This is a genomic window from Streptomyces glaucosporus, from assembly GCF_039533345.1.
Classification (GTDB): Bacteria; Actinomycetota; Actinomycetes; order Streptomycetales; family Streptomycetaceae; genus Streptomyces; species Streptomyces glaucosporus.
The window spans coordinates 84,653-101,409 of the sequence record NZ_BAAATJ010000022.1 but is presented as its reverse complement, the minus strand read 5'-3'; the positions used below and the strand labels follow the sequence as shown (position 1 = coordinate 101,409).

Genomic DNA, 16,757 nt, shown 5'->3' with positions numbered 1-16,757 from the left:
CTCCGGGGGAGCCAACTGGCCCCCTTCGCTTCGCTCCGGGGGCCAGTTGGCCGGCCTCGCTTCGCTCGCCCGCACTTCCAGCCCGCTGCGCGGGCTGGAAGTGCGGGCGCTGCACGCCCGGGCTCGGCGCTGCACGCCTCGCGCAGCGAGGGCGTCTTCGCTGCGCTCGACACCTGAAGGGGCGCCCGTGCTGCGCATGAAAGTGCCCGGCTCGCTTCGCTCGCCGCGCCCGCGCGAAGCACGGGCGGCTCCCTCCGCTTCGCTCCGGGAGCCACCGGGAACCGAAGGCCCTCCGCAAGCTGGAAGACCTGAACGCCTCGCTGCGCTCGGGCGGGCTCGCTGCGCTTGCTCGGCCTGAGGGGCGGCCCGCGGTGCGGGCCGCGGGGGGGTTCCGCTGCGCTCCACCCCCGGAACCGGGCCCGGAGGCGGTGCGGGTGAATGGCCGTCAGCACGTGAGTGGAGGCGGGGGTTGGCCCGCTGCGCGGGCCAGGCCTACTACGGAACGAGCGTGTTCGGGTAGCAACGAAGTTGAGTGACCGCCACAGGTCCACCGGGGCCGGAAACTTGGCAAGTTCCCCTCGCATCAGGATGCACCTCTGTGTAGATGCTGGAAAGCCACGCCACTCCCAGTGAGCAAGGAACGGCCCGTGTGCGGATGCGAGCTGCTACAGCTTGGACGGACTGAGAGCAGAGTGCCCCACTGCATCGGGAGCCAATCGGCAGGTTCGACCGGTCAATGGACCTCAACCGGAGAGGCCCAGGCGCCTGTCCGTGGCTGGATGGCTGAGGTGCATGCATCGCGTTGTACGGCGGTGCGGTCTTTCAACAGATAGCGTCACCTTCCTGACCTGCGTAAGTGCGGGGGATGTATGCGCGTTGGCTGCATACATCCCCGCGGGCGGGACAAGATGCGTGCACGTAGGTGCACAAACGGTTCTAGGCGGCCCCGGCCTCCTAGCTCAGACACAGCCGCAGAGTGGCCGGGTGGTCACGTGCTCACCGCCGTGGTGCCCTGCTTCTCGTGTTCGCGGAGCATTCGCATGACGGTGGCGGGCGAGGGGTGCTGTCCCTTCTTCGTACCCGTGGTGATGACGAGCCGCTTGGCGATGTCCCGCAGGCTCATCTCCTGCTCGCGCAGATGCAGGGCCATGGACAGCATGGAGTCGTCGGTGACGCCTGCGCCGCCGATGGTCTTGCCGCGCTTGCGGGCGGACTCGTGGCCTTCGAGGGTGCGGTCGCGGATGTACTCGCGCTCCATCCCGGAGATGGCCGCGAGCACGGTGAACACGATCCCGGAGGGGTCGTGCGCTCCCTTCAGTTCCCCGGCGAGGAACTTCAGCCCGACATCGCTCGCCTTCAGCTCCTCGGCGGGTATGGCGAGTTCGATGCCGCGGCCGAGCCGCTTGTGCTCGTGAACGACCAGGGTCACGGCGACGCCGGAGGGGCGGATCTCCCCGGCGGGCTTCACGGCGGCCTCCAGCTCGGGCCGCTTCGTGGCGCGGGTGGTGATCTTCTCCGGGAAGACCCGTGCCACCCCGGCCTCGGCGAGCGAGTCGAGCTGTGTGTCGAGGGACTGCGGTGCGGTCGAGGCACGGGCGTACCCGACGCGGACGTGACCGACCGGCTCGGCGCAGGCGGGCCGCCGGACGAAGAGGTGTTTCACGAGCGACCGCCTATGAAACACCGGCGCTGCCGCGCCCGGTCGACCTGCCGCTGCGGAGACCATCCCGTGAGTGTGAGGAAAACGGGAATCGAGGGGGTCATCGTGAGCCGCGGGCCGGAGAACACATCTCTGTGGGGGTAGGAACCGCCACGCCTTGCCGGGAAGGCGGTCCCCCTCGGCGGCGCGGGTCAGGGCTGCGATCCGGATTCCGCCGCGGACAACCCCTCCGGTGCCGTGCCCTCCGTGATGCCCAGGTCCTGGGTCCCTATGACGGACAGCAGTTCCAGTTGCTCGGCTCCCGGGCTTCCGGGCGGGGCGGTGAACCACAGCAGGCGCTGGCGTCCGTCTTCGCTGAGGAGGTTGTAGCAGTCGAGTTCGATGACGCCGAGCGTGGGGTGGACGATTCTCTTGTGGTCCATGCGGCGCACCGCGACGTCGTGGGTGTCCCAGAGGGCTGCGAACTCCTGGCTGCGGCGGCGTAGCACGGCGATCATCTTCGTGACCTCCGCGTCCCGGCCGCGCCTGGCGGCCGCTGCTTGGAGGTCGGCCACGAACACCCGGGAGTGGTGCGGGTGGTCCTCGGGCGGGTACCTCTCGCGCGCCTGCGGGTCGGTGAACCAGCGGTACACGAAGCTCGCCGCCGGGCCGCGGTGTGCCGGGGACTTGCCGAGCAGGTTCCTGGCCAGGTCGTTCTCCACCAGGGTTTCGTGCAGGTCGGTGATGACGCGCGCGGGGGTGTTGGACAGCCGGTCCAGCAGTCCGAGAAGCGCGGGCTGCACGTGTGCCGACGGTCCGTGCGCTGACGGAGGGACCGGCCGTTCGGCGAGGTGAAACAGGTGGTCGCGCTCGTCGCCGTTCAGACGCAGGGCTCGGGCGAGGGCGGCCAGGGTCTGGGCCGAAGGCTGCACGCCGTTCTTTGCGCTGCCGCGTTCCAGCTCGGTGTAGTAGTCGGCTGACAGCCCTGCCAGCTGGGCGACTTCCTCGCGGCGCAGCCCGGGGACGCGCCGGCGCGGGCCTTGGGGGAGACCGACCTCGGCGGGGCGGATGCGGTCGCGGCGTGTCCTGAGGAAGGCGCCGAGTTCTGGAAGGTTCACCCCTTCATGGTCGCGCGCGCGCCGAGCCGTAGCCAGGGGGTGGCATCCCCTGGGTAAACGCAGCCCTGGCTAGGGGTGGGGGACCGGCCGATCGTGGATGACGCAGCAGGGCGACGGCGAGACCGCGGCCCGACCCGCATTCACCACAGGAGTCAGCAATGTCCATCCCCACTTCCCCCGACGGGACCACTGCCCCGGCTCAGCCCTCCGCCTCACCCCGTGTCGCGATCGTCACCGGCGGTTCGCGCGGCATCGGCCGCCGGACCGTCGGGCGGCTGGCCGCCGACGGATACGCCGTCGTGGTCGGCTACGCCGGCAACCAGGACGAGGCCGAAGCAGCCGTGAAGGAGGCCGTCACCGGCGGCGCCAGGGCGATCGCGGTGCGTGCCGACGTCGCCGACGAACACGCCGTCGCGGCCCTGTTCGACGCGGCCGAAGCAGAGTTCGGCGGTGTCGACGTCGTCGTGCACGCGGCCGGGCGGGCACGCATGGCGCCGATCGCCGAGCTGGACCTGGCCGTCCTGGACGACCTGCACCGCACCAACATCCGCGGCACGTTCGTCGTCGTCCAGCAGGCCGCCCGTCGGGTGCGCCCCGGCGGTGCGATCGTGACGTTCTCCACGTCCGTGGTGGGGCTGGCCTTCCCGGGCTACGGCGCATACTCCGCCAGCAAGGGGGCGGTCGAGGCGCTGACGCTGATCCTGGCGCGGGAGCTGCGGGGCCGGGACGTCACCGCCAACGCCGTCGCGCCCGGCCCCACGGCCACGGACCTCTTCCTGGACGGCAAGGACGAGGAGACCATCGCCCGCCTGGCCGCCCAGCCCCCGCTGGAGCGGCTCGGTACCCCGTCGGACATCGCCGAGGTCGTCGCGTTCCTGGCCTCCCCGGCCGGCCACTGGATCAACGGACAGGTCGTCCGCGCCAACGGCGGAATCGTCTGAACCGCCCGCCCAGCCACCCCATCGGTCAGCGAAAGACCCTGTCATGAGGAACGACGACACCGGGAAGGCCATCCTGGTCACCGGGGCCTCCGGCGGCATCGGGGCGCTGTCCGTGCGTGCTCCGGCCCTCGCCGGTCACACCGTGTACGCGGGCATCCGCCAGATGGCGACCCGTAACGCGACCGCGGTGGCCGACCTGGTGCGCCACGGCACCGACCACCGGGTCGACGTGCACGCCGTCGAGCTGGGCGTCACCTCCCAGGACTCCGCCGACGGCGCAATCGACCGGGTCGTCACTGAGCACAGCCGACTCGACATGGTCGTGCACAACGCCGGGCACATGGTCCTGGGTGCCGCCGAGGCGTTCGCCGCCGAGCAGTTCGCGGACCTGTACGACGTGAACGTCCTGGGCACCCAGCGCGTCAACCGCGCCGCCCTGCCGAAGGTGCGTGGGCAGGGCTCGGGGCTGCTGGTGTGGATCGGCAGCTCCAGCACCCGCGGCGGTTTCCGCTCCCTTTCCCGGCCCCGTACTTCGCCGCCAGGGCCGCGATGGACGACCTGGGCAAGCGCCTGGCCGCGCTCATCCCTTCGGACGCCGATGTGACCGAGGTCGCTGAAGCCGTCGCGCGACCGGTCGCGATGAAGCACGGCACCCGGCCTCCGCGCACCCACACAGACCCCAGCCGGGATGGCAGCGAAGTCGTCTCCGCGGTCGCCGACCGCCTCCGCGCCGACTTCTTCCGCCGCATCGGACTGGACAGCCTGCTCACCGCGGGCAGCTCCCTGTAACACCCCACTGAGAGAAGGAACAACCAGCCATGCCTTTTGCGAACTTCAAGGTCCCCGAGAAGACCCTCACCCCGGAGCAGAAGGAGGAGATCGTCACCCGCACCACCGAGCTGTACGTCGAGATCTACGGCGAGCGCGCCCGCAACAACACCATGGTTCTGGTCGAAGAGGTCGCCGACGGCGGCTGGGGCATCGCCGGTAACGTGCTCACCCTCGCTATGCTCGGCGAGGCGACACCGACCGGCACCAACGACGCCTGACCGCACCGGCCGTCATGCGGTCAGGACACCACTTTGAAACCGAAGGCCACCGGGTCGAGTGTCCGGCCGCACGGCCTCGTTCATCCGGGGGCCGGTGAGATCAGCGAAGCCCTTCGATGTGTCCCCGCACTCGATCGGTCGGCGATGTCCGCCGGGGTGCGGGGGCGGGGCACGGCAGCGGTCGGCCCCAGGTCGAGCCGCTTGTCCTTGTCCAGGCGGAAGGTGCCGTACGGGTTGGCGTTGGACCAGAACAGTGCGGTCAGGCCGCGCCGGTCCTCGTCCCCCGGATTCTTCGCCCAGGCCGGCTCGGCCAGGCCCTGCTGCACCAGCAGCGTGTTGACATGCACGAGCGCGGACTGGAGCAGATGAAGCGCGAGCATCGACGCCTCGGCGTGCTCCTTGTCCGGGTCGGCCAGGGCGCCGCCCTGGCCGTAGTGGAGCACGGTGTTCGCGCTGTTCCAGTTCTCGACGACCTGGGGGCCGCCATGGATCTCCCGGCGCGGGCCGGGGCTGGCGAGACAGTCGCAGGCGAAGATGGTACGCACGGCGCGGCCGAGTTCTTCGAGGGCCTGGTGGGTGGGGTGCTTGGGGCCGCCGCGGGTGAAGCGCCTCAGGACCTGCCCGGTCTCCGCTGTCCCGAGCCGGAGCGCGGTGGCGTACTTGACCATCTGGTCGTGCTGCTGCTCGATCAACTCCCAGCGGATCGGCCGGGTCAGCGAGGCGCCGAGGGCCGCGCCGCACAGAGCGAAGGCTCCCTCCTTCATTACGGCGTAATGAAGGAGGGAGCCTTCGCTCTGTGGTGCTTCGGAGGCGGCTGTCATTACGGCGTAATGAAAGGGGTGTCAGGGGGCGAAAGACGGTCCCTCCTGCTCCCTGCTCGCCTCTGACGTCAGTATGGTGACGTTATGGCATCTCCTTACCCTGATGGCGACCGGGAAAAGGTAGCGTCGAAGCTGCCTGCCGCGCTCCGCCAAGAGCTCAAGATTCGCACCGCCGAGCACGGCATCGACATTCAGGACGCCGTCACCGAAGGCATCCATGCCTGGCGCGCCGACGACGGGCCCCACCCGACCGTGGACACCTCCGGTGCCGAGTCCTTCTCCACCTGGCTGCCCGCCGGCCTCTACGAGCAGTTCAAAGCGGACTGCTCGGCTCGCGGTGTCTCCTACACCCAGGGCCTGGCCCAGTCCGTTCGCCGCTGGCTCGACACCCACCCCTCCCCCGGGCAGCAGCCCCACACAGGACCCCAGCGGAAGATCGTCTGCAACCAGAAGGGAGGTGTCGGCAAGACCGCCGTCGCCGCGGGGATCGCCCAGGCGTACGCCGAGGACGGCAAGCGGGTCCTCCTCGTCGACTACGACCCTCAAGGCCACCTCACCGAGCAGCTCGGCATCGCCCAGATCCCGCCCGGCGAGGACAGCCTGGTGGCGCACATGTGCGCCGAGGGCAAGTCCGATCTCCGCGAGCTGCTGGTCACCTTCGAGGACGAGAGGTTCGGCAAGCGGCTGCAGATACTGCCCGCGTGCTTCGACGGGTTCCTCCTGGACGCGAAGATCGCCACCAACACCCGCATCCGCCGCCGTGAGACCACCCTCGAGCGGGCCCTGGAGCCGCTGGAGGCGGACTTCGACGTTGTCGTCATCGACTGCCCGCCGTCGCTGGGCATCGCCATGGACGCCGCGATCTACTACGGCCGGCGCCGCGACGGGGAACCCGAGGGTGTCTCCGGCGTGATCATCCCGGTCCTCGCCGAGGACTCCTCCGCCACCGCCTACGCCATGCTCACCGAGCAGATCGAGTCCCTGAAGGAAGACCTGGAGCTGGAGCTGGACTACCTGGGCCTGGTGGTCAACCTGTACGACTCCCGCCGCGGCTTCGTCGCGACCTCCAGTCTCCAGCAGTGGAAGTCCCTGGGTGATCCGCCCGTTCTGGCGGTCATCGGTGACCTGAAGGAGCAGCGCGAGGCGGTCCGCATGGGCAAGCCCCTGCTGGCCTACGCCCCCCGTTGCGACCAGGCCGAGGCCATGCGGCAGATCGCGAGGGCCGCCTCGTGACCAGCAAGGCCAAGCAGCTCGGCGCGTCCTCTGCGTTCGGCCGTGCCGGTTCCGCCCGCAGCACCCGCGGCCGGCTCGCCGAGAAGGTCCTGGGCGGCAACGACGACGGTCCCACCCGCCTCGCCCTCCACCTGCTCAGCCACAATCCCGACAACCCGCGCGACTCCCTGCCGGATGTCACCGAGCTCGCCGCGTCCCTTCGGGACCACGGGCAGAAGAGCGCGGTGACCATCATGTCCCGCGAGGCGTACCTGGCGGCCAACCCCGGTCGCGAGGACGAGCTCGAGCCGAGGGCGGAGTATGTCGTCATCGACGGCAACTGCCGCCTCGCCGCCGCCCGGCAGGCCGGTTTGACCTCGCTGCGGGTCATGATGGACGAGTCGCTGGGCGGTGACCCGGACGAGCTGCTGGAGTCCGCTCTGGTGGCCAACATCCACCGCCAGGACCTGGACCCGCTGGACGAGGCCCGTGCGCTGAAGAAGCTGCTGGAGGTGCACGGCACCCAGGACAGGCTCGCCAAGCGGCTCCACCGCTCCCAGGGCTGGGTGTCCCAGCGGCTGGCTCTGCTGTCCCTGACCCCCGAACTGCAGAAGCGCCTCGAGGCGGGGGAGGAGCCGGTGGACCTGCTGCGCGCGGTGGGGAAGAAACCTCCGGAGCGGCAGGAGGAGGAGCTGGCGCGGCTGAAGGAGGCGCGGGCCCGCAAGCAGGCTGCCGGACAGTCTGCCAGGGACGGGGCCGCGGTCTCGTCCGGACGTCATTACGGCGTAATGAACGGCGCCCCTGCCTCCGGCCCGGCTCCTGCTTCCGCCGCTGAGGCCGAGAGCCCGGCGGCTGCGGATCATTACGGCGTAATGGAGGAGTCCTCCTCGGTCGCGGTGAGGACCGGGCAGGAGTCGCAGCCCGGCAGCCGGGCTGCGACTCCTGCCGGAGGGAGCGCTCCGAGCGTTCCCTCACAGTCCGCGCCTTCAGCGGAGGCTGCGGCGCCGACCCGGCCCGCCGCGGTGCGAATGCCGTGGGACGATCCCGGAGCGGTGTGCGTGATCCTCCGGGAGAACATGGCGCCGGAGAAGCTGAGGAAACTGGTCGAGATGCTGCAGCGCAACGTCGGCACCGGCAAGGACTGAGCCGGACGGTACAGCGAGTGGCCCCGCGCCGAGAACGGCGCGGGGCCACTCGCTGTACCGGGGGCCGGAGGAGCGGGGTCGGCGCACTCGGCGGCTCCGTCGTCCTCGACGCGGTCGCACTGTCGCCGGACGGCCGACGGCGGCCGGCTGACGGGCGGACGGCGGCCGGCGGGCGGTGACCGACGGCTGAACCAACGGCTGTTCAAGCGCCGAAGAGAGCACGGACAAAGTGGTCGGTCCCACCGGGGTGCTCCTAGCGTGACGGTGCGGATGCATGTCCTGGTACGTCACGCCCTGTCCAGGCGCGGATGAAGCGCCGTCGGTCACCCGAGAAGGAGTCCTCATGGACCATTCGCATGGAACGTCTGTTGCACCGGATATCGGGGGGTCCATGCCGCCCGTGTCCTCCCTGGACACGCTGGGAGCCGTGCTGCTCGTCCTGTGGACCGTCGCGATGTGGGCGGCCGTCGCCGTGCTGGCCTATGCCAACCGGGGACCGGTGCGCCCCTGGGTCTACCGGGTGGCGGCCGGCGTGATCGGAGTGGGGGCGGTCGGCCAGCTCGGGCACTTCCAAGAGCACGTGGCCCAGGCCGGCTACTGGATCCTTCACCCGATGTCGCCTGCGTGGATGACCCCCTGGGGTGACAGCCTGGCTCGCGGTATGGGGCAGGTGGACCCGTCCAAGCCGTCGCTCGGCATGGAGATCCTGCACCTCATGGGCAACTTCGTCTTCCTGGCCGGGCTGGTCGGGATCGTGCAGATCACCCGGCGTTCCACCCGTCATCTGAAGTCCCGCAAGTGGGCCAGGATGGGTGTGTGGATGCAGGGCATCCACGGTCTCGAGCACGTCGTGCTGACGGTGTCCATCGCCCTCGGCGCCAGCCGCGCCGTCGGACTGTCGACCTGGTTCGGGGCGATCGAGCCCGGCCCGGCGCTGACGACCTACCGGGTGTGGTGGCACTTCGTCGCGAACCTGGTCGGGACGGCCATCCTCGTGATGTCGCTCTACCACCTGTGGCGGGAGAGGCGGAGCGTGAAGGCCGACTACGGGCTGGAGGTGGAGGACGCGGGGGAGGGATCCGGTTCCTCCGGTCCGGGTGCGGCCCCGCGGGATCACGCCGGGTCCGGAGCCCGGCCGGTGACCGGGGCGGTGGCGGAGTCCTCCCGGGAGCCCGCCCTCACCGGGCGGTCCGGGTAGCGGATCTCGGCGTTCCGTGCCGGGCGGTTCGTCCACCGTCCGGCACGGAACGGGCCGTGGTCCGTCCTCAGCCGGCGAGCGCCCGCGCGGCCTTCCGCGCGTCCAGGTCGCGGCTGCGCAGGCGGTGGGTCTGGGCGAGCCGGCGCAGGGAGGCCAGGAGGGTGTCGCCGAGGAGGTTCCCGAGGATCAGGGCTTCGGCCATCTCGGAGGTGCCGGCGCACCGGTCGAGGGCCTCCACGTCGCTGGCCGCCGCGGCGTCGGCCGCGGCGGCGTAGTCGTCGAGGCGGTCGGCGAAGTCGTGGCGGCCGAGCCGGTGCAGTTCGGCCAGGACGTCGGCGGCGGCCGCGAGGGCGGGGTTGCGGGGGGACACCAGCCAGCCCTGCCGTCGCACCAGGGCGAGGACCTCGCGCACGGCCTGGCTGTCGGTGTCGCGGGGGGAGGGCGCGGGCTCCGGTTCGTGGGCGGCCTTCAGCAGCCGGGGGAGGCCGGTCTCGTCGCTGTCCAGCGTCGCGAGAACGCCCCGGATGGTGTTCAGCGACAGGCCCGCGAGGTCGAGCAGGGCGCGGATCAGCCGGAGCCGGTGCAGGTGTTCACGGCCGTACCGGGCCCGCTGGGTGCCCGTCCGCTTGCCCGGGCTCAGCAGGCCCTCACGGAGGTAGTACTTGATGGTGGCCGTGGGGACTCCGCTGGCGCGGCTCAGCTCTGCGAGGCGCATGGGACCTCCTGACGGAAGGACGTGGTCCGGTACGTGGTGGGGGCGGGGAAGCCGGTGGTGCGGGCGGGGGGCCGGTCCGGGGCCGCCGTCCGGCAGCGCCAGCACAGGCCGCTGGGCGCCGGGCGGCCGCATCCGTTCCCCGTGCGGCCCCGGCACAACCCGCCGGGGGAGGCGGGGGGAGGGACGGGCCCCGTCCCTCCCCCGGGGACGGAACGGCAGTCCCGGCACACCCCCGAGTTGCCGGGGCGGTGAGGGCGTTCGCACACGGGGCAGCACGCTGCCGGGCGGGAGGGCCGGACGGTTCCCGGTCCGGTGGCGGCGGGCCGTGGTGCGGGGATCCCGGGTGCGGGGATCCCGGGCGGGGGGCCCTGGCGGCCGGGGTTCTGGCGGCCGGGCCGGTCGCGGGCGCGGTCGGCGAGCGCCTCCGCGCAGGCGGGGCAGCGCTCGCCGGAGGACCAGAGCGTTCCGGACTCGCAGTCGGGGTTGGCGCAGCCCCAGCGGGGGAGGGCGACACCGAGCAGCCAGCGCCCCGGGTCGCGGATGTCCTCGACGGAGGTACGGGCGAACCGCTCGGTCAGGCGGGCTCTCAGCCGCTCGATGCCGGCACCGTCGTCGAGCTGACGGCCGATCTCCCGCCCGAGGAGCCGCTGCACGTAGGTGTTGACCCTGCCGAGCAGCGGGCGGACGGGCTCCAGCACGGCGTGGACCCGCGGGCTGTAGGTCAGGCGGGGCCCGGTGTACGGCGGGCGGGTCCTTCCGGGTGGGGTGGGGGCGGGGGCGGTCGTGCCGCCCGCGCGCAGCGCGAGACCGTCCCGGCCGTCGGCGGGCGGACGGGGCCCGGCGGCGCCGTCCGCGCTCCTCCCCACCTGTGTCTCGCCTACGGCGGGTGGAAGGAGCGCGCCGTCGTCATCGGGTCGGTCAGTTCTGGGGTCTTCCTTGTACACGAGCGATGCCGCACCGGTACGGGAACCCGATCCGTCGTCAGGACGGGGTGTCGCGGTTCCGGGCGGCGCGGGGGCGGGGGCCTTCCCCCGGCCGTCGTACACGAGGAAGCAGTGGCGTCCGCGGAGGCCCGCTCGGCGGTTCACCGTGATCCATCCGGACGCCGCCAGCCGGTCGATGACCCTGCCCGCCGCGTCGGTTGAGATCGGCCTGCCCGCCAGCCTGCCGGAGCGGTGGCGCAGGAACCCGGCGAGTTCGCGCTCCGTCAGGGGGATCTTCCGCACGACGCAGAAGGCGATGACGGCGTAGGCGCGCAGCAGCCGGGGGCGCAGGCACTCGCTCGCCCGTACGGGGAGCCACACGAAGCGCTCGTGCTCCTCCATCGGGCGGACCCGCCGCTGCGCCGTCGTGCCGCATCCGCCGGGGAGGGAGCGGCGGCGGTTCTGCGGGAGCTCCACGATGCCGTCCGGCGCCTCGGCGCGCAGTTGGGCGATTCCGCGTTCCACCGTCGACTCCGAGAGGTTCAGGTAGGAGGCGAGTGTGGCGACTCCGGCCGTGCACGCCTCGGGGCGCTGTCCGAGGGCCTTGATCTTCATGTAGACGCTCAGGGCCGCGTCTCCGTAGAAGGGGGACTCGACGATCCGCATGGGTACCTTGACGCGCTCCTGGGAGCGGTGGGCGGGAGGAGGGGACGGGATCCGTGTGCCCGCGGACCGGGGTCCTTCCAGGAGAGCGGTGCTATCCGTATTCCTCGGTCCGGGGATCCGGGAAGGCTGGAAACGCGGAGGGTTTTGCTTCATGATGTGGGGGTCTCCGTAGGGGAGGCGCGGTGAAGCCGCGGTCCGGCTTCGTGGTTGGGGCGGGACCTGCGTCGCACGGTCCGGGGTGGCACCCGGATCGTTTTCCTTCGTCCGCCGGGTCGGCAGTTCGGCGGGCGGCAGATGTACGGCTGTGAGCCCGGTGGTGGCACACCGGGCCCGGCCGACTGCACCAGCCCCGGGATCGGGCGGACGCCTGGCACGGCGTCCACGTGACCTTCCCGCGTCGTCGTGGTGGCGGCGCCGTCTCGCCGGGGCTGGTGGGTTCGATCCTTCGTCCGTGCGCGAGCCTGGGTCAGAGGCCGGTCATGTCGGTCATCTCGGCGGTCGCGGTGAAGGCGAAGCTTCCACGCTGGAGGGCGTTGACCCGTATGGACCGGCGGGCGCCGGACTCCGGGCGGGGTTCCGCCTCGGCCTCGATCCAGCAGGGTTCGTCGAACTCGACGTAGCGGTTGAACGACACGTCCATCGAGGTCGGCATCATCGCACCGCCCGAGGGCTCCAGGGCGTGGCCGGCCTGGCGTACGGACTCCAGGAGGAGCATGCCGGGGACGTGGTCGACCGGGTGGTCGAAGAGGACGGGGTGCGTGGTGTCGACGCGCAGTCGCCAGCGCCAGCGTTCCTGGGTGGGGGAGAGGACTATGTCCCGGTCGTGGGTGCGTCCCACCACGTCCTGGGGGACCGGGGGTGTGGGGGCGGGTGCGTTCGCGAAGACGCGGGCGGTGTCCCCCCGTCCCGCCCGGATCCGCTGGTACACGTTGGGGGAGTGCTGGCCGAACCTGAGACTGGCCACCGACAGGAGTAACCCGTTCCGCACGGCTTCGATGTGCATGGACATCGAGACGGGGAGGGAGCGGTGGTAGCGGATGTCGCTGCACGTCACGTGCATCTCGATCTCGGCGGGGGTGCTTTCCATGCGCAGCGCCTGCGGGTTGACCGCGTACTGCAGGCGGGACCAGCTGAGCTGGTACCCGAAGGGGGTGTCGTACGCGGTGTGGGTGAGCAGCAGCCCGCTCTGACGCAGTGTCTCGCACAGCAGCAGCGGGTCGTGCACGCCGTACTCGGAGCTGTAGAAGCTGTGGCTGCGGGGCCACTGGGCGGTGACGGTGAAGGCGTCCTGGCCCACTCTGTCCCAGCTGGTCAGGAACACCTCGGACAGAGCGGCCCGGTGCACGTACTCCTTGGCGACGGTGGTGGTGAGGGCCGGTCTGGAGACAGCAGAGCGGTCTTTGGTGGCAAGCATGCCTCTCCCCTGGCGTGCGTGTGTAGGTCCCCCCCGAGCTACCCGCGGCGGGGGCTGACCTGTAAAATAAGGGTGTTCGTTTTTTTTGTCGAGAGAGACCGAGGCGCACGATGGCCGAGCCGAAGCAGGAACGGGCGGTGAAGACGAGGGAGGCGATTCTCCACGCTGCCGCAGAGGTCTTCGACGAGTGCGGGTACAGCGGTGCCAGCATCAGCAAGATCATGAACCGCGCCGGGGTGACCCAGGGCGGCATGTACTTCCACTTCAAGTCGAAGAGGGCGCTCGCGCAGGCCGTGATGTCCAGCCAGCAGCAGTTCGTGCGCTTCCCGAAGGGTGAGGACTGCCTCCAGCGGCTGATAGACCTGACCTTCCACCTGGCCCACGAGCTCCAGAACAACGTCCTGGTCCGCGCGAGCATCCGGCTCGCCGTCGAGCAGGGGGAGTTCGGGATGCAGGACGACACCGTCTACCAGGAGTGGGCGGACCAGATCCACAGCTACCTGCGGGGGGCGCGGGAGCGGGGCGAGCTCCTGCCCGAGGTCGACGAGGGGGAGTTCGCCCAGGTGCTCGTGGGCGCCTACAGCGGTACCCAGCTGTACTCGCAGATCTCCACCGGCCGGGTGGACCTCCCCGAGCGTGTCGCCGCGCTGTGGCACTACCTCCTTCCCGGCATCACCCCGCCGCACGTCAGGTCGAGGCTGAGGATCGTCCCGTGGGAAGAGGGAAGAGCGGCATGACGCCTCCGCGTGTCGTCGTCACCGGAGGGACGGGGTTCATCGGATCGGCGACACTGCGCGAGATCGCCCGCCTCCGGGAGGGGGGCGACGGGAACCCCCCGGTCGTCCGGGCGGTGGGACGCCGGCCGCCCGGCGGCGCGGCCGCACGGGTCGACGAGTGGGCGCCCGCCGACCTGGCGGACCCGGACACGCTGCGGGGGGTGTGCGAGGGGGCGGACGTGCTGCTGCACCTCGCCGTCGCGCTCGGTCCCGACAGGGAGCGGTGCGACGCGGTCAACGTGCGGGGGACCGCCGCCCTGATGGAGGAGGCCGCGCGCGCCGGGGTCCGCCGTGTCGTGCACCTCTCCACGGCGGCGGTCTACGGCCGCGGCCCCCATCGCGGCATCGCGGTGAACGAGGTCGAGCCCGCGCCCGTCTCCGCCGTCAGCCGGTCGCGGCTCGCCGGGGAGCGGTACGCCCTCGCGGCGGGTGCGACCGTGCTGCGCCCGGGACTGGTGGTGGGCCCCGGCGACCGGTGGGTCGTCCCCGCCCTGGCGGAGGGGATCGCCGCGGTGCCCGCGTTGTGGGACGGCGGACGGGCCCTGCTCTCCCTGGTGTACGTCGACGACCTCGCCCGCCTGATCGTCGCCTGCGGTCTCGCGGCGGGGCCGGCCGCCGGCGCGGTGCTCCACGCGGGACACCCCGATCCGGTGCGCTGTGCGGACCTCCTGGCGTGTCTGGCCCGGCACGGGGTGCTGCCCGAGGTCGGCGAAGAGCTGCCCTGGGCCGAGTGCGTGCGCGCGCTCAGGGCGTCCGGCAGTGCGGTGAGCGAGCGCCAGCTGTCCCTCGTCGCGCTCGACCACTGGTACGACAGCGGCGCCTGCTGGCGGACGGCGGGATGCGACCCGGGGCCGGGGCCGCTGGCGCGGCTGGGAGAGGCCGCGGGCTGGTACCGCTCGTACATGGCCGCCGGGACGGGGTGATCCGGGCGCCCGGTTCCTCCCGGCCGCCTGTCAGGCGCTCGCGCCCAACCGGCTGGCCGTGTCCGGCGGGCTGGCCGTGTCCGGCGGGGTGGGGCCGCCGTGGGCCGAGACGCCCGCCAGGACGAGGCGCCAGACGCGTTCCAGCCGGGCCGCCGCGCTCTCGTGCGCCGGGTCCCCGTCGAGCCGGTCGCGCAGGTGCGCTTCGGCGCCGCTCGTCAGGTACTCCACCAGCGTCGCGACGTCCGCCGGCAGCGTTCCGTCGCTGAGCTGGCCGCTCCGGTGCGCCTCCTCCAGCAGCTTCCTCACCGCCGGGAGCCAGCTGTTCGACCAGGCCGGGGCCGAGGGCCGTTCCCGGGCGAGGCGGATGGCGGAACGGACCGTCGCCTCCTCCTCCATCAGACGCGCGAGCCCGAGCGTGAGTTCGACGACGGTGGACAGGGCGGGCGCCGGTTCGGCGGTGATGCGGTCCAGGACGGCCCGGGTCATGGCCCAGCCCTCCTCCAGGACCGCGTCGGCCAGTTCGGCCTTGGTCGCGAAGTGGAAGGTCAGTGCTCCCACGGACATCCCCGCCGCCCTGCTGACCTGGGACAGGGAGGTGCCGTCGTAGCCGCGGCCGGCGAAGGCGACCGCGGCGGCGTGGAGAACGGTGGCGCGTGTCCTCGCGGCTCTCTCCTGCTTCACCATGCTGACTCCGAATGGGCACTCGGCGATGGGTGCATGGGAAGTGCGTCCCCGTGCTGTCGGCGCACCGCTCCGATTCCCGTACTGGCCCCGTACTTGCTTGTGGCGTCCACCTTTCTCCTCCGGGGCGCTCGCATACAACACCGATGTGCCCAGGACGCAGCGAGCGGTTGCGGTGGGCGCGACACAGGCAAGTCGCCGCCTCCGTCCCGTCCCGGGCGGCTCCGCGGGGGCGGGCCGAGATGGCGAAGTCGGGAAGGCACTTCCCGGAGTCGCAAAAAAAAGAGGGTGTTCGCTATTCTTTTGGTGTGGGCCGACGTCCGGCCGTCACAGGGAAGGGAACACGCCATGGGCACACACGCCTTGGCGGGCACTCCGGCCTCGGTGCCCGCGTTCGCCGACAGGGTCTTCGAGCACCTGCCCCGCGCCGACCAGCGCCGGTGGGCGCGCGCCTATCTGCAGGGGCTGCTCACCACACCCGGCAAGAAGTCGGTGCGGCGCCTGGCCGCGGCGGTCTCGGACTCGCCCACGGCGTCCCAGTCGCTGCACCAGTTCGTCAACGCCAGCCCGTGGGACTGGACTCCCGCCCGCGAGGAGCTGACCCGCTGGGCCGAGCAGCGGATACACCCCCGCGCCTGGACCGTGGACCTGGCCGTGCTGCGCAAGCGGGGGGAGCACTCCTGCGGCGTGCACCGGCGCTTCGTCCCCTCCACCGGGCGCTCCGTCACCTGCCAGGTGGGGGTGGGGGCCTTCCTCGCCACGCCGGAGGAGGCCGTTCCGGTCGACTGGCGCCTGCTGCTGCCCGGCACGTGGGCCAAGGACCCCGAGCGCCGCAAGCGCACCCGCATCCCGGACGGCGTCGGCGCCCGTTCGGTCGAGGAGCTCGTCCTGGACATGGCCGACGGCCTCGCCGGGGCCAGCCGCACGGCCCCCGTGCCGCTCGTGGCCGACCTGGGCACGTCCCCCGGGGCGGGCGAGCTGGTGCGCGGCCTCTCCCAGCGGAACTGCGACTTCCTGGTGGCCGTGCCGGACAGCTTCAGGATCGTGCTCGGACGCCACCTCAGGTTCCAGGGCCGGCACGGACGGAGCGACCACGGCATGGCCTTCGCGGCGCGCAGCCTCTTCCAGTTCGACACGGGGCTGATCCGGACCGAGACGGTGCCCGCGGAGAACGGAGGGGCGTGCCGCGCCACCGTCATGACGAGCTTCGTGCACCTGCCCGCGGCCGCCGCCTCCGGCCAGCAGCCCCTGCGCACCTACCAGATCTTCACGGTGCGGTCGAAGGGCGACCGCCGGCCGTCCCCCCTGTGGCTCACCACCCTGACGCGGGCCAGGACGGAGGAGAAACTGGCGCTGGTCCGGACGCTGTCCCGGACGGCCGAGGCGGTGCGGCGGATGGAGGAGGACTTCGGGCTCCTGGACTTCGAGGGCCGCTCCTACCCCGGCTGGCACCACCACATGACGCTGGTGTCCGCGGCGTACGCCTACAGCCGGCTCGGCCTCCCGGCGGGACGGCTGGCCGTGGCCGCCTGACCG

At 71.9% G+C, this 16,757-nt stretch carries 15 protein-coding genes and 1 pseudogene; 9 read left to right on the top strand and 7 right to left on the bottom strand.

The genetic code is table 11. The annotated features are described in order from the left end of the window. Window positions 1–988: 988 nt before the first annotated feature. Both ABD358_RS21435 and ABD358_RS21430 read right to left on the bottom strand, forming a co-directional pair. Window positions 989–1,663, bottom strand: a complete 675-nt coding sequence (locus ABD358_RS21435; protein WP_344632727.1) for a recombinase family protein — start codon at window positions 1,661–1,663, stop codon at window positions 989–991. Between the two features lie 188 nt (window positions 1,664–1,851). Next, window positions 1,852–2,757 carry a helix-turn-helix transcriptional regulator gene (locus tag ABD358_RS21430; protein ID WP_344632726.1) on the bottom strand — a complete coding sequence of 302 codons (906 nt, stop codon included), beginning with the start codon at window positions 2,755–2,757 and terminating at the stop codon, window positions 1,852–1,854. 158 nt (window positions 2,758–2,915) lie between these two features. On the opposite strand from ABD358_RS21430, the gene ABD358_RS21425 reads away from it, so the two are divergent. The 3 genes and pseudogenes from ABD358_RS21425 to ABD358_RS21415 all read left to right on the top strand — a co-directional run bounded on the left by ABD358_RS21425 (window position 2,916) and on the right by ABD358_RS21415 (window position 4,747). Next, window positions 2,916–3,698, top strand: a complete 783-nt coding sequence (locus tag ABD358_RS21425) for an SDR family oxidoreductase (protein ID WP_344632725.1) — start codon at window positions 2,916–2,918, stop codon at window positions 3,696–3,698. 43 nt (window positions 3,699–3,741) lie between these two features. Beyond that, a pseudogene (locus ABD358_RS21420) lies at window positions 3,742–4,487 on the top strand (SDR family NAD(P)-dependent oxidoreductase). 29 nt (window positions 4,488–4,516) lie between these two features. After that, window positions 4,517–4,747 (top strand): tautomerase family protein, encoded by a 231-nt coding sequence (locus tag ABD358_RS21415; RefSeq protein ID WP_344632724.1) that lies wholly within the window; start codon window positions 4,517–4,519, stop codon window positions 4,745–4,747. Between the two features lie 80 nt (window positions 4,748–4,827). Here the strand turns inward: ABD358_RS21415 and ABD358_RS21410 are convergent, their stop codons facing one another. Next, the gene (locus ABD358_RS21410; protein ID WP_344632723.1) at window positions 4,828–5,511 is read right to left on the bottom strand and encodes a Tn3 family transposase; all 684 of its coding nucleotides are present in this window, start codon (window positions 5,509–5,511) and stop codon (window positions 4,828–4,830) included. A 141-nt stretch (window positions 5,512–5,652) separates the two neighbouring features. On the opposite strand from ABD358_RS21410, the gene ABD358_RS21405 reads away from it, so the two are divergent. From ABD358_RS21405 to ABD358_RS21395, 3 genes are all read left to right on the top strand, one after another. After that, window positions 5,653–6,801, top strand: a complete 1,149-nt coding sequence (locus tag ABD358_RS21405; RefSeq protein ID WP_344632722.1) for a ParA family protein — start codon at window positions 5,653–5,655, stop codon at window positions 6,799–6,801. Continuing rightward, the gene (locus tag ABD358_RS21400; RefSeq protein WP_344632721.1) at window positions 6,798–7,925 is read left to right on the top strand and encodes a ParB/RepB/Spo0J family partition protein; all 1,128 of its coding nucleotides are present in this window, start codon (window positions 6,798–6,800) and stop codon (window positions 7,923–7,925) included. The genes ABD358_RS21405 and ABD358_RS21400 overlap by 4 nt, the downstream gene beginning before the upstream one ends. A gap of 391 nt (window positions 7,926–8,316) precedes the next feature. After that, window positions 8,317–9,123: a DUF6008 family protein gene (locus ABD358_RS21395; RefSeq protein ID WP_344632720.1), complete on the top strand. Its 807-nt coding sequence runs from the start codon at window positions 8,317–8,319 to the stop codon at window positions 9,121–9,123. 67 nt (window positions 9,124–9,190) lie between these two features. On the opposite strand, the gene ABD358_RS21390 is transcribed toward ABD358_RS21395, so the two are convergent. The 3 genes from ABD358_RS21390 to ABD358_RS21380 form a co-directional block, all read right to left on the bottom strand. Beyond that, window positions 9,191–9,838, bottom strand: coding sequence for a MerR family transcriptional regulator (locus ABD358_RS21390; protein WP_344632719.1), 648 nt, complete (start codon window positions 9,836–9,838; stop codon window positions 9,191–9,193). Beyond that, on the bottom strand, window positions 9,820–11,427 hold the full coding sequence (locus tag ABD358_RS21385) for a hypothetical protein (protein WP_344632718.1): 1,608 nt from the start codon (window positions 11,425–11,427) through the stop codon (window positions 9,820–9,822). The genes ABD358_RS21390 and ABD358_RS21385 overlap by 19 nt, the downstream gene beginning before the upstream one ends. A gap of 466 nt (window positions 11,428–11,893) precedes the next feature. Next, window positions 11,894–12,841 (bottom strand): ScbA/BarX family gamma-butyrolactone biosynthesis protein, encoded by a 948-nt coding sequence (locus ABD358_RS21380; protein WP_344632717.1) that lies wholly within the window; start codon window positions 12,839–12,841, stop codon window positions 11,894–11,896. Between the two features lie 110 nt (window positions 12,842–12,951). On the opposite strand from ABD358_RS21380, the gene ABD358_RS21375 reads away from it, so the two are divergent. Then, complete coding sequence (locus ABD358_RS21375; RefSeq protein ID WP_344632716.1) at window positions 12,952–13,578, top strand: ScbR family autoregulator-binding transcription factor; 627 nt, start codon at window positions 12,952–12,954, stop codon at window positions 13,576–13,578. Further along, on the top strand, window positions 13,575–14,540 hold the full coding sequence (locus tag ABD358_RS21370) for an NAD-dependent epimerase/dehydratase family protein (protein WP_344632715.1): 966 nt from the start codon (window positions 13,575–13,577) through the stop codon (window positions 14,538–14,540). The genes ABD358_RS21375 and ABD358_RS21370 overlap by 4 nt, the downstream gene beginning before the upstream one ends. 30 nt (window positions 14,541–14,570) lie before the next feature. Here the strand turns inward: ABD358_RS21370 and ABD358_RS21365 are convergent, their stop codons facing one another. Beyond that, window positions 14,571–15,224 carry a TetR family transcriptional regulator gene (locus tag ABD358_RS21365; RefSeq protein ID WP_344632714.1) on the bottom strand — a complete coding sequence of 218 codons (654 nt, stop codon included), beginning with the start codon at window positions 15,222–15,224 and terminating at the stop codon, window positions 14,571–14,573. Window positions 15,225–15,569: 345 nt separating this feature from the next. Between ABD358_RS21365 and ABD358_RS21360 the strand changes: the two genes are divergently transcribed. Further along, a complete protein-coding gene (locus tag ABD358_RS21360; RefSeq protein ID WP_344632713.1) occupies window positions 15,570–16,754 on the top strand; it encodes an IS701 family transposase in 1,185 nt (394 codons plus the stop codon). Window positions 16,755–16,757 lie beyond the last annotated feature (3 nt).